Raw genomic sequence first — 21,923 nt, forward strand, 5'->3', positions numbered from 1 at the left:
ATAGGTACTAACAAAAAACGTGGCAAGCAGGGTAATGGAACATCAAAAACTACTTTTCATAGAGCATGATCGGATCCGTACCTACCAAGAGGGTCTATTCAGAGACCCTTCTGCACGTGAGTATAAAGAGCTCTCATCCGGCGCGATCGTCCCATTGTCCCTGCTCAATACCCACACCCTGAAACTACCCGATCGCCTGAGTGAAGATGAACTTCGTATCCAAGTTGAAATTCGGATGTTTGAAGAGGGGAACCTCAGCAGCGATGAAGAGTACACGATCGATTATATCCGTCATTCGATTACAACCGATGATAGCGATTTGGTTGAAGTCTTCGCCCTCTCTCTCACCAAAGCAAACGAATATTTCGGAGCTTCCCTCGCTAAATCACCTTCGATTGACCGTATCATCCCCGGATTTATGATATATGGATCCCTCTACCCGACCTTATCCGCTCAAAATGATCTGTTTATCTACTGGGGTGAAGAAGAGGCCTATGCCGCTATCTACCAAGAGGGGCACTACATCGCCCATCGCAGTATCGAAACCCTCGCTTCCATCGCCGTCGATACAGGCTTAGATCTTCCTAAACTCAAAAACTTCTTGCATACCAAAGGGGTGATTGAAGAAAATTATCTTCCCGAAGAGTTAAATAAATACATCCTTCTCCAAGAAAAAATCGGTAAAAACATCGAGCGGATTGTCCATACTATCAACCACAAAAGAGGACTCTTCGGCCTTAGCGGAATCGATAACTGCTACCTCGATTTCGAAGGGGAAAGTATCCTCGGACTGAACAGTGTTTTTGAAGCGTATGGAGTTAAAGGGGTAACCTTTACGTCTCTAACACGAGAAGGATGCCCTCTTGAGAGTATTCATGATGCCCTCTGCAGTGACGCGCTCGCTGAATCTAAAGAGGGGATGCTTAACCTTTCCCCCTATTTACGTAAAGCCCCTTGGTACAAACGTGAAAGCGGAAAGTTTTTAGGTTTTGTAGGGGGCTCACTCCTTCTTATATTGATTACTTCCATTTCAATTGGTTGGATGATCAGTAATGAAGAGAGTCGTCAGACTGAGTTAACTGCCCAACTCGATACCCTCAAAAAAGAGACTTCAACCCTCGCAGCAACACTCAAACAAAATAATGCCCGTCTCCATGAAGAGCAAAACAAATCCAAATCCCTTCGGCATGAGATAGCTCTCTATCACGGTGCGGAAGATACTGCCGTTTTGATTCATGATATGCATGCCGCGCGTCAGCAGTTTCTCCTCGATACCACCGCCGAACTGGGACGTTATCGCCTCGGAGCGATGTTGATGGAACAAAACGGTTCCAAAGAGATGAATATTCTTGTTGTTTCAGAGTATCGCAAACGTGATGACATCGCCAAACTAATGAGCGGCTTATACGCTCGCGGATATCAGGATGTTCAAACCCATGAGATCAAACTGGACAATAACAATACGACCTATAACAGTCTCGTAAAGGTGACGCGATGAACGACCTAGACGTACAGCTCGACAACCTCGACGAACAACTGAATGCCTATGAATCCAATCAGCGATGGATGATCTACATTGGAAGTGCTTTGGGTATTTTAGTGATGGGATGGATGTTTTATCTCTCTGATGCACTGGATGAGCTCACGGCTTTGGAAGAGCAAAACAGTGCTCTTGTGACTCAAATTGGTGAAAATTCTCCCGAAGCGTACCGTAGCAAAATAATACAAAGTGCTGAAGCAACCATCAAAGAAGAGGCTAAAAATAGCGCGTTAGAAAATGAGAAACAAGCCCTTTTACTCCAAATGGCAGCCTCTCAAGGGCTTATCTTTGATAACCGTCATTACGCCAAAATGCTCGATCTTTTACTGGAACATTCAGTCCGATTGGGGCTTAAAATCGAGCTTATGGAATCCGTAGACACGGATAAAATTTTCTTCGGTAAAGTGAAACAGTTTAAAAAGCTGACCGTTACCGGAACGGGAAGTTTCCCTGCCATCGCCAATTTTTTAACGTTTGTCGAATCTCAAAATACGCTGGTAGAAGTTCAAAGCGTCCAAGTCCGTACAGATGAGGAGAAACCGCGTTTTGAAGCGGTTATCCTCTATATGGGGATAGATTTATGAGAAAACTCTCTATCGGAATCACCCTTTGTTTAAGCGTATCATTTCTACTACATGCGCAAATGTATGATCCGTTCTATAAAACGTCTAAACCAAAATCATCTTCATCCCTCTTGCGCCCCCCTCCGCCTATGATGGCGGCAGTTCCTACCGTTACCCCAACCGTCGTGAGTGCCGTGATGAACAATAAAGCGTTTATCAACGGTGCGTGGTACGCAATCGGCGATAAAGTCGATAACAAAGAAGTCACCTACATTCAAAACAATTTCGTCGGCCTTAAAGAGGGCAATCGCCTCACAATGATCAGTGTCGGTTCAAACCGCCGCGTACTCGGTACAAAGGATGTTCCATGAAAAAAATATTTTTATTGCTCGTATTATTCTTACCATTTCTGCATGCAGAGATGTGTGAAAACAAACGTTTTAGCCTCAGCGCTTACCAAAACCGTGGCGGAGCTCTCACCCTCATGGATTTGGTACGTGATGTCGCCCAAACATGCAACATCAGTGTTATTTTTGAGGATAAACGAGCCAAAGAGCGCCTCTCTCAACCTCTCGATATGGTTAATATCCAAGACTACACTGTCCCCGAGCTTTTTACCTTTATTTTTGACGAACATAACCTTTTTCACACTTATGATCCGCTAAAAGGCGTTGTTCGCGTCTCCTACACCAATACGGTCAATTTCAATGTCGATTATATCAATATGTCTGAATTGACAACGGAATCAACCAAATCGATCACTGTCGGACCAAGCACCAATACCGGGGCTAACAATACCAATACTGGAACGAGCGGCACCACTTCCGGTACTGCTTCTTCAGGAACAGGAAGCAACTCCACTTCCGGTGGTTCAGGAGCGAACAGCGATTATACCAATGTGCGCGCTATTTCGACATTTACTTTTTGGGATCAGCTTCAAAATCATATTCAGCAAATTTTGCAAGTCGATGAAGAGTACAACGAAGCGATCAATAAAACTCTCGTAAATCGTGATGCCGCCGTTGTCACCATCACCGGAACCAAGCGACAAATCGACGGAGTAAAACGCTATCTCAATAAACTTGAATCTCGCATGCATTCACAAGTGATGCTCGAAGCGCACCTCATCGAACTCACCTACAACGACTACAGCTCTATCGGAGTAAACTGGAGTGAGTTCAGTCTAGCATTAACCGGAAGCTATTCCAATGCCTACACGAATGTTGTCGGTACTGCCAATCCAATTTATAAGTTTGGTATCGATTTCAATCCTGCCGGATTGATTAATTTTCTTAAAACATACGGCGATGTTGAAGTTTTATCCAACCCTAAAATCCTAACCCTGAGCAATCAGCCTGCGGTAATCAACGTCGGGCAACAGCTCAGCTATCTTTACCAAAATGGCTCGATTGCCTCATCTGATACCCAAACTTCCGCAACAACAACCAACACGCTCGGCTCTGTTTTCGTTGGGCTTACACTTAATATTATTCCTGAAGTAACGGAAGATGGCTACATCATTATGCGAATTAATCCCATCACCAGTGAGCTCTTAAATGAGTCTGAACTTAATTCTAACACTTCAACCACCGGAACAACGACACAAACCCAACGAACAATGCCGCCGGATACCCGTGTTAAACAGATGACCTCGATCGTCAAAGTGAAAGACGCCCAAAAAGTACTTATCGGTGGACTCATTGAGAAAAAAATATCTAAAGATAATACGAAAGTTCCAGTGATAGGGGATGTCCCATTATTCGGCCGCTTATTTAATAACGATACCGATACCGTCCGTAAAAGCGAACTCTTTATCCTGATCACCCCAACCTTGATCAAGCAAGATGTTTTTCCATCCATTGATGATGCCATTTTAAAGCGGTTCAACTAAGATGTCAAAATGGCTTGAAGCGGCAGATCAGTTCGAAGAGCGACGCGACAGTCGCGATTATTTTGAGATGCAAAGTGCCCTTGGGGCGATTGAAAAAATCCACACTATTTTAAGCGGAACCTCTCGTCAACTCATTTTTTTGATCGGCGAACCGGGAAGCGGGAAAACCTTTCTTCTCAATTTTTTGTACGAACAGATGGCAGATCAACGCCATGTTATCTTGATCGAGACCCCGTTTATCACCCCTCTTAATCTCCTTTATCAACTGATTCGGCACAAAGGGATAGAACCCTATGGTGAAAATATCGAACAACTCCGCACGCAAGCGATAGAACTTTATGCTTCAAATGATCATGTCATTATGATTGACGAAGCACAACTCCTAAGTACCGAGATGAGAGAATTTATCCGTATTCTTGCCGATTCGAAAGCATTCTGGTTTATGCTGGCAATGCACAAAACTGAAGGTGAGGCCATTTTGCGTGCTCCCCATTTTAAAAGCCGCCCGCACAAAGTGATCGAACTCATACCGCTCACCCTCGTCGAAGGGAAAAACTATCTTCATCGAGAATTAATGCGCATTGGATTTTCCGAGATTATCGAAGAGATTCCCCCTAAAATGCTCAAACAAGCGCATCAAATCAGCAATGGAAATTTTCGAAATTTTAAAAAACTGTTTTACCACCTGTTTCATCTTCTTCACTACACCAACGTAAACGGTAAAACCAAATACCTTCGCCCCTCAAAATGTACCCTAACCATGGCGGCAATGGATGCGGAGCTTCTTGATGATTAATAATTTTGACAACCTTGTAGAGCGCTGCAGCAAATTACGCCGCCGCCGGATGATTCGGCTCTCGATGTTTATTACCGGAGCTATCCTCTTCCTCATTGCAATGGCTGCCCTCTATATCCAATGGACGATGTTATCACAGCCCGAAACACCGAAAAAATTGCCTCCGATTGTCCCTAAAAGCCAATATATTCCGGCAACACCATCAACACCTGCTGTACAACAGCTTCAGGCACCACTAACAGTTGTATATTCGCTGCCGATGCGAGATACTTCGAAAACACGTGCGTTTATCGTTCAACTTACCTCCAGTAAATCCTTCGCCGATATTAATGCATCGCGTCATAAAATTCCATCCAAATATCTGCCCAGTTTGGCAATTTACGCCATCAACGGATTTTATACTTTACGTTATATTGATATTTATGATCGTGCATCGTTACCGCATGCGATCGAGTATTTTAAATCCTTGGGATTCTCATCACCAACCGCTTATAAATACAATCCTGAACGTATTGCGATTTCAGAGCAAAATATCCCAAAATTAAGTGCCATACCAACTTCAATGGCCCCTATAACCAATGAGATTCCGATACCGGTTGCACCACCCGCTGCCCCCATTGCCGCACCGGCTAAAAATCTCTCCGGCAATCGTTTATTCAGTGTTCAGACCTCTACCCAAAACACTACGGCCGATTTTATCACCGCATATCGATCCAATCCGAAATACGAAACCGCATTGATCATCGCCCGTGAATTTTACACTCAGGAAAATTTTGTTGATTCCGCCATTTGGGCTAAAAAAGCGAATCAACTCAATCGTGAAGCCGAAGAAGCATGGCTTTTATACGCGAAATCGTACTACGCACAAGGGCGAAAGAGTGAAGCGATCAATATCTTGGAACTCTATCTCAACTACAAAGATTCTAAAACTGCTTCCGAACTGGTTCGGACGTGGAAACTAAACAGCACAAACTAAGGGGAAGAGGATGATCCGACAACAAGTACGATTGGGAGATTTGCTCATTTCCGAGGGGCTTATTAGCGCTGATCAGCTCGAGCATGCCCTCCAACAGCAAAAAGAGTCCGGTTACAGCAAAAAACTGGGGGAAGTTCTCGTTGATGAGGGGATGGTATCGCATAAAGAGATGGCCCTGCTCCTCTCTAAACAACTCAAAATCGATTTTGTCGACCTCTTCGGTGAAAAGATCGATTTCCAATCTCTCGCCAAATTTTCCATCTCTTTGCTCACAGCCGCCAAAGCAATCCCGTTTAAAGAAGATGAGGATTACGTCTATATCGCCACCTCCGATCCGTTAAACTTCGATGCTCTCGAAGCGCTGGAGCGTAATATCGCGACCAAACCAATCAAGGTTTTTTTATCGCTGAGCGAAGACATTGCTCATATTTTTCAACGTCTTGAAATCATCAAAAAAACTCAGAGTATCGCCGCAGAAGTTAAAAAAGAGATTAATAATGAAGGGTCCAAAGGGGTCGATGGTGATGCCAGTGCCGTTATGCAGCTCATCAATCTTATCATTAAAGATGCAGTTTTGCGACGAGCCAGTGACATCCATATCGAACCGGAGCTGCGTTCCATGTCGGTGCGAGCACGTGTCGATGGAATCTTACAAGAGACTTTCGTCTTTGATTTGGATATTTATACGGCGCTTAATTCACGCATTAAACTTTTGGGAAATCTCGACATTTCTGAACGACGGAAAGCCCAAGACGGTCGCTTTAGCCTCGATGTTGCGGGGGGAAAATACGATTTCCGTCTCTCCAGTACCCCAACCTTGTTCGGGGAATCAATCGTTATGAGGATTTTGGATCAACAAAAGATTCTTCTTAAACTTCATGAACTTGGATTTGAAAATAAAAATCTAGAGAAGTTCAATGAAATCATCCACGCACCATTCGGTATTGTCCTCATCACAGGCCCGACCGGAAGCGGTAAAACGACCACCCTTTATGCGGCACTCAATGAAGTAAAAAGTATCGAAAATAAAGTTCTCACAATCGAAGATCCTATCGAGTATCAACTTCCTCTGGTACAACAGGTTCAAGTCAATGAGCGGGTAGGCTTTAGTTTCCTCGAAGCGCTAAAATCCTTTTTACGACAAGACCCTGATATCATCCTCGTAGGGGAGATTCGCGATTTTGAAACCCTCAATTCCGCAGCACAAGCGTCATTGACGGGTCACCTTGTTTTCTCAACACTTCATACCAACGATGCGCCAAGTGCGATTGGACGGATGGTTCAGATGGGATTACAAAGCTATCTTATTGCCGATTCACTGGTCGGAATCGTTGCACAGCGATTGGTACGTAAAATCTGTAATGAATGTAAAATGGAGATTAAACCGCACAAAAATCTTCTCCGCCGTGTCGAGCGCTGGATTAGCGAAGATGCAAAATTTTATGCCGGAAAAGGGTGTCCGAAATGCAATAATACCGGTTATTCCGGGCGGATTTTGATCTCTGAAATTTTGATGGTCAATGAAACCATTGCCAAAATGGTTGCCGATGAAGCATCCAAATACGAAATTTCCCGTTATGCCCAAGAGAATGAAGGATTTGAACCGATGGTCATTGATGGACTCAGCAAAACACTACGCGGTATCACCACCCTCGAAGAGATTCTCCGTGTCACAAAAGAGCTGTAAATGAAATTTTTTCGGGTGCGATACAAACAAGGGAAACGAAAATTTTCCACAACATTTGAAGCAGCCCATAAAGCTGAAGCACTCAGAAAATTCCGTGATAAATCTCTCGGTGTACCCGTCGAAGTCAAAGAGATATCTGAACCTTTCTCGATGAAATTCGACCGTTTTAAAAAACGTTTTACCAATCCGATCCAAAACCGACGGGTCAAAGATGAAGCCTACATCACCTTTTTGGATCAACTCTCTACAATGCTCGATGCAGGGATGCCGATCAATACCTGTCTGGCGGAAAGTATCAACGATACCCAAGACCCGATGCTCAAAGCTATTTTTACCACCGTACTTCAAGATATCGAAAGCGGACTCAGCCTCAGTAAATCTGTCGTCAATTATCAAAAACAGCTGGGAAGTTTATCATTGTCGATGTTTGAACTCGGAGAGCAAACCGGAACTCTCAGCAATGCCATTACCAAACTCTCCGCCATCTTGCAGCAAATATTCGATAATCGCCAGAAGCTCAAAAAAGCAACAAGGTATCCTCTCTTTATCATTGTAGCGATGAGTATCGCTTTTACCGTAGTGATTACCTTCGTGGTTCCCCAATTTCAATCTTTTTTTGAACAATCGGGGATGGAGCTCCCCTTCCCGACCAAGCTCCTCTTATGGACTGAACACGCAATCACAACTTATGGCCCCTATATCATGGTAGGAGCCATCTCTTTATCCGTATCGTTTAGTATGGCATATGCCAGGAACCCAAAACTCCGCCTTAAAACCGATCAATATTTTCTTCGGATTTACATTGTCGGCAAAGTAACCTATTATGCGATGATCGGACGTTTTATCTATCTGTTCAACGTCCTCACCGATGCGGGAATTCCGATGATCGATGCACTCGAAATTGCTATGGGTGTCGTGGATAACACCTATATCAAACAAGAACTTCGGAAAATCCCTGTTGCCATCGAGGATGGCCGCTCCTTAGCCCAGGGTTTTAATGAAAGCGGACAATTCGAGGGGATGATACTGCAAATGATCAAAGCGGGAGAGAGCAGCGGATCATTGGGAAAAATGCTGGGTAAAGTAAATCGGGTGTATAATAACCGTTATGACTATATTGTCGATAATGTTGCTACTTTAATCGAGCCGATTTTGATTGCCGCAATCGCCGGATTTGTGCTACTATTGGCACTCGGGATCTTTTTACCGATGTGGTCAATGGTCGATATCGCAGGATAAACAATGGAACTTGAAACCGGAACCATCAGCGTCGCTATAATGAGTACGATTATCCTCGCGTTCGGGCTATGGATTATTCATAAAATAACCAATATTTAAAGACCTTCTTCAATCTTTTGGATAATATTTTCTGCCCCGTTAGGGTGGATCAATTGACCCAAGGTTTCACTTTTAGAGCGTATGTCAGAGTTAATCGCTGCTTGAAGTTTAAATACCAAACCATCCTGTTGACGCTCACACCACCCTGCATTATGATCAATGATATAACGGGCATTATGGTATTGGTGATCCCCTGCCGCACTCGGATAAGGGATATAAAATGCAGGGACATTCGAAGCACATAACTCCCATAGGGTACTTGCCCCCGACCTGCTTACCGCAAAATCACTCCGCCCGATCAGTTCAACAATTTGGTTTGTAAACCCATACACTTCCGCATTAATCCCCAACGCATGATAGGCGGCTCGGACACGTTCTTCTTCTTTGATTCCGCATTGATGGATAATATGCATAGCACCATGATCCAGCCATGGTGCTATCTCAAGGGCTAAATCATTAATGAACTTCGCTCCCTGAGAGCCTCCGAGGAAAATAACCGTTTTAATGCTGTCACGAATACGCGCATTTTGAAAATAACGTTCATTGACCGGATAATCGCAATGATTTTCACCCTCTTCATACGAGCTGTAAAACCCTTTGGCATACCCTCGGAGCAATCGGTTCAATTTACCGGTAACGGCGTTTTGTTCATGAATATAGAGAGGTGTTTTGGTAAGCAAGGCAGCCAATGCCGCCGGTGCCGCCGAAAAACCGCCGACACTGACGACTGCATCGGCGTTAAAATCGGCTATCACTTCTTTTGACGCTGCCACCGCTTTGAGGATTTTCCACAATGCCCCCAGTTTAGCAAAACCGCGTTTATTGACAACCCCCGTTGTCTCTAAAAAATGGGTTGCTTCAAAAAGGGTACTCTCACCAAACCATTGACGATCCTGACCTGAAGTCGAACCGATAAAGACGACACGATGACCTCTAGCTTTAGCCGCCTCAGCAAGCGATAAAGCAATAACCAAATGTCCGCCTGTCCCCCCGCCCGTAAAGATAATATTCATTTTTTATCACCCGATTTGTATTCTATTTTTTTAGAGAGCATCAGCACCATCCCGATGGCAACCGAAGAAGCCATCATCGCCGATCCCCCGTAACTCAAAAACGGTACCGAAATCCCTTTAATCGGCGTTAATCCACTGATACCGTACGCATTGACCATAAAGGCAAAAGTGATTAACAAGCCGACTCCGAGGCTAAAGAGATAAGCCGTATCGTTATGGGAACGGTTGGCTATTTTAAAAAGGCGGTGTAAAAGTGCAATAAATAAAAAGGTAACAAAAACGACTCCGATAAATCCGAATTCTTCCGCAATCCCCGCGAGGACAAAGTCGGTATGCACCTCACTCAAAAATCCGAGCTTAAACGTACCGCCGCCAAGACCGGTACCGAATATCCCTCCATTATGAATGGCATTGAGAGAATGTCCGATTTGGTACGCTTCTTCCCCGTTTTCAATTCGTAAATGCTGAGCTATCGATTCAGGGAAAATCGCCAAAATCGTATTTTGGGCCGTTGCCCACCATGACAAAATACGATCAATTCGGTGTTGAGACGTAACAATCAAAAAGATAAATGCAATCAATGAACCGACAATCAAGGTCATAAAAAACCGGAAACTGCTCCCGGCAAAAAAGAGCATGACCGCTAGAGTCAATGCCAAAACGACAACCTGCCCCAAGTCATTTTGTAAAATTGCGATTAAAAACATGGCTAAAATAAAAATAGCGGCATACGGAGCTACCCGCTTAAATTCTTCTAAAACCCCCATATTTCCATGATGACCGAGTTTGCGGGAAAAGCTCCATGCCAAAAAGTAGACAAATCCGATTTTAAAAAATTCTACCGGAGCAAGTGAAAACCCAAACAGTTTGATCCACCGCTTTGCTCCTCCCACTTCACTAACCAAAGATGCGGGGAGAAAAGGCATTATGATCATCAAAAGCATCCCCCCGAAAAATAAGGTGAGACCCAAGCGATGGAGCCACACGTCAGGATCGAGCTGCGCCAAAGACCACATAAACAAAATAGAGATAATAGCAACGGCCAATTCACGTAAAACGAAATGAAAATCGTTGTACTCAAATAAAATGACCGTATAAGCTGAAAGGGTATAGGAGCAAATAACCCCTATCGTAATCAATGCAGTCGTTAAAAGAAATAATTTTTTATCAGGCATTTTTGCGCTTATAATGTATAATTTCTAGGATTATATCGTTCTTTAGTCTAGAGTTCGATAAAAGAGTTTGGAATGTTTTTTGCTTTGGTATACAAACATCACAAAGAAAGGGGATCAAATGGGTATCAAAATTTCACGAGCACATGATTTGATGGAAAGTTCGATGAATTATCGCGCTGCACGCCAAGACATGATTGCCGGAAATATTGCCAATGCCGATACCCCTTTTTATCGTCCCAGAGATATCCGATTTGAAGAAGTTTTAGAGCAAAAAAGTGCTTCGCTTTTCGCGGATAAAGGACAAACGTTATCCATGAGTCGTACCGATGGTTCACATCTATCAGGCGCTGACACTGCCTCTTCTTCCAAACCAACCACCTTCTTTCGAGACGGTCATATGGCGAGAAACGATGGAAACAGTGTCGATTTGGATGTCGAAACGACTGAAATGGCAAAAAATTCAACGATGTTCAATGCGCTCACTGCCGCACTCAAAAAAGATTCCGCTATTTTCAGAAGCGTCATTGATGCTAGTGGCAAAACTTCGTAAGGATAAAAAATGGCATTTTTAAATAGTTTTGATATCAGCGGATACGGATTATCGGCTCAACGCGTCCGTGTCAATACCATCAGTTCCAACATTGCCAATGCCCAAACCACCCGTACCGATGAAGGCGGCCCCTACCGTCGTCAAGAAGTTGTCTTTAAAGCCATTGATTTTAACAAAGCCTACAATCAAGCATTAGAGAATGAAACCACAGCCCTTGGCTACAGCGACCCGCTCAAAGAGGGGTTATCAGGGCTAAAACCAAACCCAGCCATTATGAGTGTTATCGTGGATAAGATCACCCGTGATGATGCATCACCAAAAATGAAATATGACCCTTCACATCCTGATGCGGATGCAAATGGGTATGTTGCCTATCCCAATATTAATCCTGTCATCGAAATGGCCGATTTAGTCGAAGCAACACGATCATACCAAGCGAACGTAGCCGCGTTTGAAAGCGCAAAAAATATGGCGTCCAGCGCCATCAGTATTTTACAAGCATAAAGAAGGATAGACCTTAATGGCCAATATTCAATCAATCAAATCTCTCTCAACCGCCGACTTACTCGCAAACAAAAGCGGCAATCCAGTCGAGAGCAACAGTACTGATTTCGCACAAGAGCTTAAAAATGCTCTCGGTAACGTCAATCAGATGCAGGTTGACGGAGAGAAAGCCATGAGCGATATCGCAACCGGAAGTGTCAAAGACCTCCATCAAGCGGCAATTGCCATCGATAAAGCTGAAATCAGTATGAAACTGATGCTCGAAGTACGAAATAAAGCTCTAAATGCGTACAAAGAAATTACCCGAACGCAAATGTGATTTAGCCTTAATTCATGCGCCATTCTAATAAATCAAAAAAGATACTTGCCCTTTTCCTCGTTCTGATGCTCGGTTTCATCATCTTTTTAACGGTGATGCTTTATACCGCGCTTCACGATAGGGATATCCCCTCTATTTTTTCCGAAGATACCGCAAAAGCACAACGCGGCTCAATCATCAGTGCAGATGGCTTCAACATTGCTACAACCCAAAAACTCTACAAAGCGGTCGTCAACACCCGTAACATCGATCCCGATAAAGAGGAGCTTTTTATTCAGCTTTTCAGTATCTACAGCGCAATCGAGCCTAATGAAATCCGCCAACGGCTCCATACCCGAAAAGGCTCCGTTACCCTTAGCTACCATATCAGTCCAAAAGAGGCTATGTATCTCAAAACTCTATCGTTCGAGCTGCGCCGTCTCGGGGTTTTCATCGAATACGAAACTCCAAATGGCGACCGTATTTTACAAGGACTTAACATTATCGAGAGCGGTGAAGCACGCAGCTATCCTTACGGCAATCTTCTTACTCCCCTCTTAGGTTACCCGCGTAAGATGGAAGAAGATGGATACACACGAGTATACGGCATCAAAGGGTTAGAAAAATTTTTCGATGAAGAGTTGAACCCTCAACAAAACCGAACCCAAAAAGCCCTGCGTGACGTTAACGGCTATCTGATTTTGAACAAGCAAAGTGACGTCAAACGCCAAATCAACGGCCTCACCGTCAAACTCAATATTCCCATTACCCTCCAAGCGCGAGTCGAAGCAGTTACCGACCGTATCAAAGAGCAGCTCAAAGCCGATGAGATTATCGCAACGGTTATGGATTCAAAAACCGGTAAAATTATTGCTCTGGCAAGCTCAAATCGTTTTGATCCTAGCCATATCCGTACCGCCGATTACCCTTCGTTAAATACCAATGCCATTGAATACAGCTTTGAACCGGGATCGGTTGTAAAACCCATTATCTTTTCTCTCTTGCTTGACCGTGGACTTATCAACCCGTACGATATGGTTAACGGCCATAACGGACGCTTTACGATGGGACGAAAAACGATTGTGGATGAGCATGCCTTTCATATGATCAGCGCAGAGGATGTCATCGTCCACTCTTCCAATATCGGAATTGCCCAATTGGCGCAAAAACTCAATGGAGAAGAGTTTACAGAAGGGCTCAAACGGTTTGGCTTTACCCATTTTAGCGGCATTGACCTACCGTACGAAAAACGGGGATCTATCCCAAGCTCAGCTCAGCTCAATAATTATCTCTATAAAGCGATTACCTCTTACGGTTATGGAATGCGCTCAAACGCCATGCAAATGATCAAAGCCTATAATGTTTTCAACAATGGGGGAAAACTCATTAATCCTATGGTGGTAGAAGCATTGTATGACGACAACGGCAGAAGCATCCCTATGCAGGTACAAGCACCGATACAGGTTATCTCTGCCGCCACTGCGGAGAGAATGAAACAAATCCTGATTAAAACCGTCAATGAGGGGACTGGAACCGTCGCCAAAACACCGGGAATTGAAGTGGGGGGAAAAACGGGAACAGCCCATATCGCTAAAAATGGTGCCTACGTCAACAGCTACCATACCTCCTTTATCGGATTTGCGAATGATGCAAAACACAACTATACCATCGGTATCACCGTTATCGAACCGCGTACCGTCTATTTTGCCTCGATTACCGCTGTTCCCGTTTTTAAAGGGATCGTTGATTTGATGATAGAGGAAAAATATCTCACCCCAGATCCCGCAGCAGTTGCGGCTGCCGCGTCGCAAATCGCCCCTATACACCATCCTTAAGAGCTTTTTGAATCAACTTTGTCACCTCTTTTTCGAAGGGGTAATGTCGTTGAATCCCCCACACTTCGATCACCGCTTCACCTTTAATCAAGAGTTTCCGCTTCGACTGAACAATACCTAAAACCCGACTGCTATTTAATCGTTCCGTCTCAATTCGAAATTCCAAAGGGACACTTTTCTGAGTACCTGAAGCTATTACCAGAGGCTTATTACTCTCTTTTTTAGCTTCTCCTTTGGCAATGATCTCTTTGTCATCATTCAGGGTGTAATTGAGGGCGATAACGGTAATATCACTGTGCCATTTATTGAGAACTTTCACATCGGTTCCGATCCGAATCGCTTCATTCTCTACCGGAACCCCCAACAATGCCAAGACTCCCAACATCACTTCGGTACCGGAGTTTTCCAATCGAACATTCCCCTCAGGTTCGATAAAAATATCTTTACCTATTTTCGGAGCACAGCCGCTGAGGAGAAAAAGAAGTGCTGAGAATAAAAAGAGTTTCTTCATTTTACATCCATACGTTATCGATCAGCCGTGTCGTCCCGACCCGTGCCGCGACAAGGATAATCGTATTGCCCAGTATCACTTCGGGAATCACTTCAAACGCTCTGTTCACAATCGCAACATACTCCACTTCAAGCGGTTCCAAAATCGTGAGCATCTCTTGACGTATTGCTTCTGCGTTGAGATTTCCTTGCATCACTTGTTTGGTTCCCCTCTTTAGCGATGTGGAAATTTTAAGTGCTTCTTGCCGTTGTTCGCTATTGAGATAAACATTCCGGCTTGAGAGGGCCAATCCATCGCTCTCTCTAACCGTCTCCATAGGGATAATCTCGATATCCATAAAAAAGTTCTCAACCATCTGAGTGATAAGCGCCAACTGTTGGGCATCTTTTTTCCCGAAATAAGCACGCTTGGGACGGACTTGATTCAACAGTTTCATCACTACCGTCAAAACACCGTCAAAATGGCCGGGACGTGATGCTCCCTCTAAAATATACCCACGCACATCGGGAGCGCATATCCGTACTTCATCCTCTCCGTACATTCCTGCCACATCAGGATAAAAGAGAATATCAACACCGCTAAGGGAGCAGATTTTAAAATCGGCTTCCTCTTTGCGGGGATATTTACTCAAATCTTCTCCCGGCAAAAACTGCGTCGGGTTGACAAAGATCGAAACAACAACCGTTTCATTCTCTTTGCGTGCCGCATCGATAAGAGTTCTATGACCGATATGAAGTGCCCCCATCGTCGGAACGAATCCAATATTTCCCTCTTTAGCATCTAATGCCTTACGAAGTTCCGATACACTGCGAGCGATAATCATGCTTTTAGCCTCTATAGAATATAATCGCAATTATAATATAACCACAGGAATAAATACGTGGATCACTACGAATATACCGAATTACTTAAAACCTTGACCATCAAGATGCAAAATGTCACCGATGTTGTCCGTCCACAGGATATTACAAAGCGTCTCGGCGAGATCGAAGCCCTCGAAAATTCCGATGGATTTTGGAACGATGCGGCCAATGCCGGTGTCGTCCAAAAAGAGAAAACGCAGCTCGAACGTCGCCTTGCCAAATATTCCAAAACTTTCAATACTCTCGGTGATGCCGTCGATTTATATGATATGGCAAAAGACGAAGGGGACGAAGAGACAATCGAATCGCTCTTCGCCGATGCGGGGGCACTCGAAAACAATGTTAAATCGATGGAAGTTGAAGTGCTCCTCTCAGGTGAACACGACAGCCACAATGCCATTGTCACCATCCATCCGGGTGCAGGGGGAACCGAATCTCAAGATTGGGCTTCGATGCTGCTTCGTATGTACACCCGCTGGGCAGAACGACGTGATTTTACCGTTGAAATGCTCGATTACCAATCGGGCGATGAAGCAGGGATCAAAGATGCCGCCATCCTTATCAAAGGGGTCAATGTTTACGGTTATCTGAAAAACGAAAACGGTATTCACCGTCTCGTGCGTATCAGCCCATATGACTCTGCCGCCAAGCGTCACACCAGTTTTACCTCCGTTATGGTCTCACCCGAACTGGATGATGATATCGATATCGAAATCGAAGACCGTGATATCCGTATCGATACCTACCGTGCATCCGGTGCAGGGGGACAACACGTCAATAAAACCGAATCGGCTATCCGTATCACCCATATCCCAAGCGGTATCGTCGTACAGTGTCAAAACGACCGAAGTCAGCACAAAAACAAAGCAACCGCCTTTAAAATGCTCAAATCCCGTTTGTATGAACTTGAGATGGAAAAAAAGCAAGCGGCAGTTGACGGAATTGAAAAAAGCGAAAACGGATGGGGACACCAAATCCGTTCTTATGTTCTCGCACCGTATCAACAAGTTAAAGATACCCGCTCAGGAATTCCGTATTCCAACATCAGCACTATTTTGGATGGAGATATCGATGAAATGATCGAAGGGGTCCTCATCTCCCTTAGCCGCAAAGATGACGACGAATAATAAAGACACCATCCTCAAAGAGTGCGCTCTTCACGAGCCGTGTTCTTACATTGGCGGAAATACCCAAAGTATCCACTACAAAGTAATCCAAGAGTGCTCAAAAGAGCAATGTGAAGCACTGATTCTGCGTGGATGGCGACGATTCGGATCGATGTATTTTCGCCCGATTTGTCAGGATTGCCGGGCGTGTGAAAGTCTTAAAATCGATGCGCTCAATTATACTTTCACTAAATCAGACCGCCGAATTTTGCGTAAAAACACACATCTTACCACTATTATCCGTCACCCTACCCTCACACGTGAACATCTCAGCCTCTTTGATCGCTACCACCGGTACAAACACCATACGAGAAATTGGGATGCCCCCAAGAGTGACCCCAAAAACTATTATGCTTCATTTGTTCAGGGACATGGTGATTTTGGCTTTGAAGTCCTTTATTTTGAAGGTGAAAAATTGATCGCCGTCGATCTCATCGATATTTTAGAAGAGGGGATCAGTTCACTCTATTGCTACTACGATCCTGAATATAATGCCCAATCACTGGGACGCTATACCCTTTTACAACAAATTGAATTCGCCCGCAGGCTGAACCTCAAATGGATCTATTTAGGCTATTACGTCGAAGGGTGCCAAAGTCTCGCCTACAAGATCAATTATCAACCCTCCCTACAGCTTCAGGGGAGACCCGAAGAGGAAGAACTACCCGTCTGGAGAAAACTCACAAATGAAAACGATCCACTTTAATTCCGAATTACTCACCCCCTCTAAAGTCGTATGTATCGGACGCAACTACGTCGAGCATATCCATGAACTCGGCAATGAAATCCCCTCCTCTATGGTTCTCTTCAACAAACCCAACTCCGCCATCAGTGATACATTACGTTTCATCACACCTGATACTCGTTTCGAGGGGGAAATCTGCTTTCTTATGATGGGTGGAGAGATAGCGGGGATCGGTTTCGGCCTCGATCTCACCAAAGCCGAAATCCAAAATCATCTCAAAGCCAAAGCTCTTCCGTGGGAGCGGGCCAAAGGGTTTGACGGTTCGGCAGTTTTTGGAAATTTTGTCCCTTTGAATACACCGCTCGAATCACTGCATATGACACTCCATATCAACGGTACCCTAGCACAAGAAGCAACCTATGAACTAATGATTTATAAACCGCTGGAGATGATAGAAGAGATAAAGAGTTTTATGAGCTTTGAAGATGGTGATATCATCATGAGCGGTACCCCTAAAGGGGTTAATACCTATAGTATTAGCGATGAATTTATTGGAAGAATTTACACTAACGATCGTCTTTTGATTGAAACCAAGTGGATCGTAAAATAAAAATATAAAACCATCATTTTATAATTACCCGAAAAATTTATTATCTTATAAGACTTTTTTATTTTATAATAGCCTCATATCCAAACCAGGAGTTGATGATGGCTATTGTATTACCTGCGCTTCCGTTTGAAAAAAATGCGTTAGAACCTCATATTAGTTCTCAAACCCTCAGTTACCATTATGATAAACACCATAATACGTATGTAGTGAATGTCAATAATCTGATAAAAGATACCGAACTTGAAAATAAATCGCTTGAAGATATTATTCACGAATCTGCCAATGACCCGAGTAAAACCGCTATTTTTAATAATGCGGCACAGGTGTGGAATCACACCTTCTATTGGAACTCTCTAAAACCCCACGGAAGCTCTCTGCCTAACGAGGCAATCAAACAAAAAATCGATTCCGATTTCGGCAGTTATGATAACTTTGCCAAAGCATTTAAAGAAGCGGCTTTAGGACAATTCGGGAGCGGATGGGCATGGCTGGTCTTAATCGATGGAAAGTTGAGTATTCTCAAAACCTCCAACGCCGATACCCCTATCGCACATGGAATAAAGGCAATTTTATGCATCGATGTTTGGGAACATGCCTATTATCTGGATTATAAAAATGCTCGTGCGGAATATGCCGATAATGTCATTAATCATTTGATCAATTGGGATTTTGCCAACGCCAATCTAATGAGCTAAAAAGATAAAGAGATAAAAAAGAAGAGGGTAAGAAATGCCCCAATGGGGCAAAGGGAGAAGAGTTCTCTTAGCTGTTACGCTTTTTGATGATCTCTTCGGCAACGTTACGTGGAACTTCTTCGTAATGATCGAATTCCATAGAGTAACTTGCACGTCCTTGTGTCGCTGAACGAAGGTCAGTTGAATAACCGAACATTTCAGACAATGGTACGAACGCGTCAACAATTTTGTTACCTGAACGGTCACCCATGTTGTTAACTTGTCCGCGACGGCGGTTAAGGTCACCGATAACGTCACCCATGAAGTTCTCAGGAACTTCAACTTCAACTTTCATCATAGGTTCAAGGATAGCTGGGTTTGCTTTACGCGCACCCTCTTTGAAGCCCATAGAAGCAGCGAGTTTAAACGCCATCTCATTCGAGTCAACCTCATGGTATGAACCATCATACAATGCAACTTCGATATCCTCGATCGGGTAACCCGCGAGAACACCTTTTTGCATTGCTTCTTTACACCCTTTTTCAACAGCAGGAACGTATTCTTTTGGAATAACCCCACCTTTGATTTCGTTGTGGAAGATATAACCTGTCCCCGGTACGCCCGGCTTGATGCGGAGATAAACGTGACCGAATTGTCCACGTCCACCTGATTGTTTCGCGTATTTGTACTCTTGGTTAACTTCGGCACGGATAGATTCACGGTATGCAACCTGAGGAGCACCCACTTCCGCTTCAACTTTAAATTCACGGAACATACGGTCAACAAGAATCTCAAGGTGAAGCTCACCCATACCAGAAATAATTGTTTGGCCTGTTTCTTCGTCTGTGTGAACACGGAACGATGGATCTTCCGCCGCTAGTTTTGCTAACGCGATACCCATTTTTTCCTGGTCTACTTTTGTTTTAGGCTCAACCGCAACCGAGATAACCGGCTCAGGGAAGTGCATACGCTCAAGAACAAGACGTTCACGCTCATCACACAATGTGTCACCCGTAGTTGTATCTTTAAGACCGACAACCGCACCGATTTCACCCGCGTAGAGAGATTTAATCTCTTCACGTTTGTTCGCGTGCATTTTAACGATACGTCCGATGCGCTCTTTTTTACCTTTAATGGTATTGTAAGCATACGTACCTGATTCGAGAACACCACGGTAAACGCGTACGAAAGTAAGCTGTCCAACGAATGGGTCAGTCATGATTTTGAACGCAAGACCGGCGAATGGAGCATCGTCTGTTGATTCAACATCAACTTCAACCTCTTCATCGTCTTCCATTGTCCCTTTGATCGCCGCAACTTCAAGTGGTGAAGGAAGGTAATCAACAACCGCGTCAAGAAGAGTTTGAACCCCTTTGTTTTTAAACGCAGTACCACATGTCATAGGAATAATTTCCATTTTAAGACATCCGGCTTTAATCCCGCGCATGATCTCTTCGTTGCTAAGTTCACCCTCTTCGAAGAATTTCTCCATCAAAGTATCGTCACCCTCAGCAGCCGCTTCCATCATTTGTGCACGGTATTTATTGGAAATTTCTACCATATCGGCAGGAATTTCTGCTTCATGATAGTTTGAACCCATAGCCGCATCTTCGTCCCAAAGGATTGCTTTCATTTTAACGAGATCTACAATCCCTTTAAATTGATCTTCAGCACCGATTGGGAGTTGAATAGCGATTGGGTTCGCTTTAAGACGTGCACGGATTTGCTCTTCTACGTTATAGAAATCAGCTCCGGTACGGTCCATTTTGTTTACGAAAACCATACGAGGAACCCCGTAACGGTTTGCTTGACGCCATACTGTCTCAGATTGTGGTTGAACCCCACCAACTGCACAGAATACGGCTACTGCACCATCAAGTACACGCATAGAACGCTCAACTTCAATGGTGAAGTCAACGTGGCCCGGAGTGTCGATGATGTTAATTTGTTTACCGCTCCACTCACATGTTGTTGCAGCAGAAGTGATCGTGATACCACGCTCTTGCTCTTGCTCCATCCAGTCCATAGTTGCAGCACCTTCGTGAACCTCACCGATTTTGTGTGATACACCGGTGTAGAACAAGATACGCTCAGTTGTGGTCGTTTTACCCGCGTCGATGTGAGCGGCGATACCGATGTTTCTTACGTCTTCAAGTTTATGGGATCTTGCCATGAAATAGCCCTTAATAGAGTTTATATGTGGATAGGGGAATGATAACCCGAGAGGGTCATCAAAAGGTTACAAATCTTACCAGCGATAGTGAGCGAACGCTTTATTCGCTTCTGCCATTTTGTAAGTATCTTCTTTACGTTTGAATGCTGTACCTTTGTCGTTTGCAGCATCTGATAATTCATTTGCCAAACGCTCTGCCATAGTGCGCTCGTTACGTTTGCGTGCCGCATCGGTTAACCAGCGGATAGCAAGAGAAAGTTGGCGTACAGGACGAACTTCTACTGGAACTTGGTAGGTCGCTCCACCCACACGGCGGCTTTTTACTTCGATAACCGGTTTGATGTTATCAATCGCAGTGTTAAACACTTCGATACCGGTTTTTTCACCACGTGAACCCATGATATCCAAAGCACCGTACATAATTTTTTCAGCGGTACTTTTTTTTCCGTCCCACATAATTTTGTTGATGAACTTTGTCAAAATTTTTGAACCATGAACCGGGTCAGGCATAATTTCGCGAACGGGCGCTTTTCTTCTTCTCATAATGTTTCCTTCAATGTTTTTTTCATTTACTCAAAATAGGGTCATCAGAAACCCAATCTTGTCAGACTAGTTGATTATTTTTTAGCCTTAGCTTTTTTCGTTCCGTATTTAGAACGAGATACTTTACGGTCTTTAACACCCGCAGTATCGAGAGCACCACGTACGATATGGTATTTTACCCCTGGTAAGTCTTTTACACGACCACCACGAACAAGAACGATCGAGTGCTCCTGCAAGTTGTGACCCTCACCACCGATATAACTAATAACTTCAAACCCAGAAGTCAAACGAACTTTAGCAACTTTACGAAGCGCCGAGTTCGGTTTTTTAGGGGTTGTAGTATATACACGAGTACATACACCACGACGTTGTGGGCATGACACCAAAGCGGGTGATTTTGATTTTTTCACTACCGCTTGTCGCTCTTTACGAATAAGTTGGTTGATTGTTGGCACACAATCTCCTTTGTTGAAATGTTCCAGTAGAATTTTAATCCGCTACTTAAAGGGGACTAATAAACGCGCAATAATAG

Annotated in this window: 23 protein-coding genes; 16 read left to right on the forward strand and 7 right to left on the reverse strand. The window is 44.1% G+C overall.

The window, feature by feature from the left end:
- The first annotated feature begins 34 nt into the window (after positions 1 to 34).
- From B649_RS10700 to B649_RS10735, 8 genes are read left to right on the forward strand one after another with little or no spacing between them, the layout of a single operon-like run.
- Positions 35 to 1,498 (forward strand): hypothetical protein, encoded by a 1,464-nt coding sequence (locus tag B649_RS10700; protein ID WP_015654544.1) that lies wholly within the window; start codon positions 35 to 37, stop codon positions 1,496 to 1,498.
- Positions 1,495 to 2,124, forward strand: coding sequence for a hypothetical protein (locus B649_RS10705; RefSeq protein ID WP_015654545.1), 630 nt, complete (start codon positions 1,495 to 1,497; stop codon positions 2,122 to 2,124). Before B649_RS10700 ends, B649_RS10705 begins: the two co-directional genes overlap by 4 nt.
- Positions 2,121 to 2,474 (forward strand): hypothetical protein, encoded by a 354-nt coding sequence (locus B649_RS10710; RefSeq protein WP_015654546.1) that lies wholly within the window; start codon positions 2,121 to 2,123, stop codon positions 2,472 to 2,474. The genes B649_RS10705 and B649_RS10710 overlap by 4 nt, the downstream gene beginning before the upstream one ends.
- Positions 2,471 to 3,994, forward strand: a complete 1,524-nt coding sequence (locus B649_RS12350) for a secretin N-terminal domain-containing protein (RefSeq protein WP_015654547.1) — start codon at positions 2,471 to 2,473, stop codon at positions 3,992 to 3,994. The genes B649_RS10710 and B649_RS12350 overlap by 4 nt, the downstream gene beginning before the upstream one ends.
- A 1-nt stretch (position 3,995) precedes the next feature.
- Complete coding sequence (locus B649_RS10720) at positions 3,996 to 4,790, forward strand: ATP-binding protein (RefSeq protein WP_015654548.1); 795 nt, start codon at positions 3,996 to 3,998, stop codon at positions 4,788 to 4,790.
- Positions 4,783 to 5,766: a tetratricopeptide repeat protein gene (locus B649_RS12355; protein WP_051013667.1), complete on the forward strand. Its 984-nt coding sequence runs from the start codon at positions 4,783 to 4,785 to the stop codon at positions 5,764 to 5,766. Before B649_RS10720 ends, B649_RS12355 begins: the two co-directional genes overlap by 8 nt.
- Positions 5,767 to 5,776: 10 nt before the next feature.
- Entirely contained in the window at positions 5,777 to 7,453 is a 1,677-nt protein-coding gene (locus B649_RS10730) for a GspE/PulE family protein (protein ID WP_015654549.1), read from the forward strand.
- A complete protein-coding gene (locus B649_RS10735; protein WP_015654550.1) occupies positions 7,454 to 8,692 on the forward strand; it encodes a type II secretion system F family protein in 1,239 nt (412 codons plus the stop codon).
- A gap of 95 nt (positions 8,693 to 8,787) precedes the next feature.
- Here the strand turns inward: B649_RS10735 and murG are convergent, their stop codons facing one another.
- On the reverse strand, positions 8,788 to 9,804 hold the full coding sequence (gene murG / locus B649_RS10740) for an undecaprenyldiphospho-muramoylpentapeptide beta-N-acetylglucosaminyltransferase (RefSeq protein ID WP_015654551.1): 1,017 nt from the start codon (positions 9,802 to 9,804) through the stop codon (positions 8,788 to 8,790).
- Positions 9,801 to 10,979, reverse strand: a complete 1,179-nt coding sequence (locus B649_RS10745) for an FtsW/RodA/SpoVE family cell cycle protein (protein WP_015654552.1) — start codon at positions 10,977 to 10,979, stop codon at positions 9,801 to 9,803. Before B649_RS10745 ends, murG begins: the two co-directional genes overlap by 4 nt.
- Before the next feature lie 118 nt (positions 10,980 to 11,097).
- On the opposite strand from B649_RS10745, the gene flgB reads away from it, so the two are divergent.
- The 4 genes from flgB to B649_RS10765 are packed head-to-tail and all read left to right on the forward strand — an operon-like array spanning position 11,098 to position 14,166.
- Positions 11,098 to 11,529, forward strand: a complete 432-nt coding sequence (flgB, locus tag B649_RS10750; RefSeq protein WP_015654553.1) for a flagellar basal body rod protein FlgB — start codon at positions 11,098 to 11,100, stop codon at positions 11,527 to 11,529.
- A 9-nt stretch (positions 11,530 to 11,538) separates the two neighbouring features.
- Positions 11,539 to 12,033: a flagellar basal body rod protein FlgC gene (gene flgC, locus B649_RS10755; protein WP_015654554.1), complete on the forward strand. Its 495-nt coding sequence runs from the start codon at positions 11,539 to 11,541 to the stop codon at positions 12,031 to 12,033.
- 16 nt (positions 12,034 to 12,049) lie between these two features.
- Positions 12,050 to 12,352: a flagellar hook-basal body complex protein FliE gene (gene fliE, locus B649_RS10760; RefSeq protein WP_015654555.1), complete on the forward strand. Its 303-nt coding sequence runs from the start codon at positions 12,050 to 12,052 to the stop codon at positions 12,350 to 12,352.
- A 14-nt stretch (positions 12,353 to 12,366) separates the two neighbouring features.
- Positions 12,367 to 14,166 carry a penicillin-binding protein 2 gene (locus B649_RS10765; protein WP_015654556.1) on the forward strand — a complete coding sequence of 600 codons (1,800 nt, stop codon included), beginning with the start codon at positions 12,367 to 12,369 and terminating at the stop codon, positions 14,164 to 14,166.
- Here B649_RS10765 and B649_RS10770 read toward each other — a convergent pair.
- Both B649_RS10770 and panC read right to left on the reverse strand, forming a co-directional pair.
- Positions 14,150 to 14,677 carry a hypothetical protein gene (locus B649_RS10770; protein WP_015654557.1) on the reverse strand — a complete coding sequence of 176 codons (528 nt, stop codon included), beginning with the start codon at positions 14,675 to 14,677 and terminating at the stop codon, positions 14,150 to 14,152. The genes B649_RS10765 and B649_RS10770 overlap by 17 nt on opposite strands.
- Before the next feature lies 1 nt (position 14,678).
- Complete coding sequence (panC, locus tag B649_RS10775; RefSeq protein ID WP_015654558.1) at positions 14,679 to 15,500, reverse strand: pantoate--beta-alanine ligase; 822 nt, start codon at positions 15,498 to 15,500, stop codon at positions 14,679 to 14,681.
- A gap of 57 nt (positions 15,501 to 15,557) precedes the next feature.
- Here panC and prfB point away from each other — a divergent pair, with 57 nt between their 5' ends.
- The 4 genes from prfB (at position 15,558) to B649_RS10795 (ending at position 18,696) form a co-directional block, all read left to right on the forward strand.
- Positions 15,558 to 16,667 (forward strand): peptide chain release factor 2, encoded by a 1,110-nt coding sequence (gene prfB / locus B649_RS10780; RefSeq protein WP_015654559.1) that lies wholly within the window; start codon positions 15,558 to 15,560, stop codon positions 16,665 to 16,667.
- Positions 16,654 to 17,412, forward strand: coding sequence for an arginyltransferase (locus tag B649_RS10785; RefSeq protein ID WP_015654560.1), 759 nt, complete (start codon positions 16,654 to 16,656; stop codon positions 17,410 to 17,412). The genes prfB and B649_RS10785 overlap by 14 nt, the downstream gene beginning before the upstream one ends.
- Positions 17,393 to 18,001 (forward strand): fumarylacetoacetate hydrolase family protein, encoded by a 609-nt coding sequence (locus B649_RS10790; protein ID WP_015654561.1) that lies wholly within the window; start codon positions 17,393 to 17,395, stop codon positions 17,999 to 18,001. Before B649_RS10785 ends, B649_RS10790 begins: the two co-directional genes overlap by 20 nt.
- Before the next feature lie 95 nt (positions 18,002 to 18,096).
- Complete coding sequence (locus B649_RS10795) at positions 18,097 to 18,696, forward strand: superoxide dismutase (RefSeq protein WP_363921276.1); 600 nt, start codon at positions 18,097 to 18,099, stop codon at positions 18,694 to 18,696.
- A 67-nt stretch (positions 18,697 to 18,763) separates the two neighbouring features.
- On the opposite strand, the gene fusA is transcribed toward B649_RS10795, so the two are convergent.
- The 3 genes from fusA to rpsL all read right to left on the reverse strand — a co-directional run bounded on the left by fusA (position 18,764) and on the right by rpsL (position 21,846).
- Complete coding sequence (fusA, locus tag B649_RS10800) at positions 18,764 to 20,848, reverse strand: elongation factor G (protein WP_015654563.1); 2,085 nt, start codon at positions 20,846 to 20,848, stop codon at positions 18,764 to 18,766.
- Between the two features lie 75 nt (positions 20,849 to 20,923).
- On the reverse strand, positions 20,924 to 21,391 hold the full coding sequence (gene rpsG / locus B649_RS10805; RefSeq protein ID WP_015654564.1) for a 30S ribosomal protein S7: 468 nt from the start codon (positions 21,389 to 21,391) through the stop codon (positions 20,924 to 20,926).
- A 74-nt stretch (positions 21,392 to 21,465) separates the two neighbouring features.
- On the reverse strand, positions 21,466 to 21,846 hold the full coding sequence (gene rpsL, locus B649_RS10810; RefSeq protein WP_013461125.1) for a 30S ribosomal protein S12: 381 nt from the start codon (positions 21,844 to 21,846) through the stop codon (positions 21,466 to 21,468).
- Positions 21,847 to 21,923: the final 77 nt, after the last annotated feature.

Source organism: Candidatus Sulfuricurvum sp. RIFRC-1 (assembly GCF_000310245.1).
Classification (GTDB): domain Bacteria; phylum Campylobacterota; class Campylobacteria; order Campylobacterales; family Sulfurimonadaceae; genus Sulfuricurvum.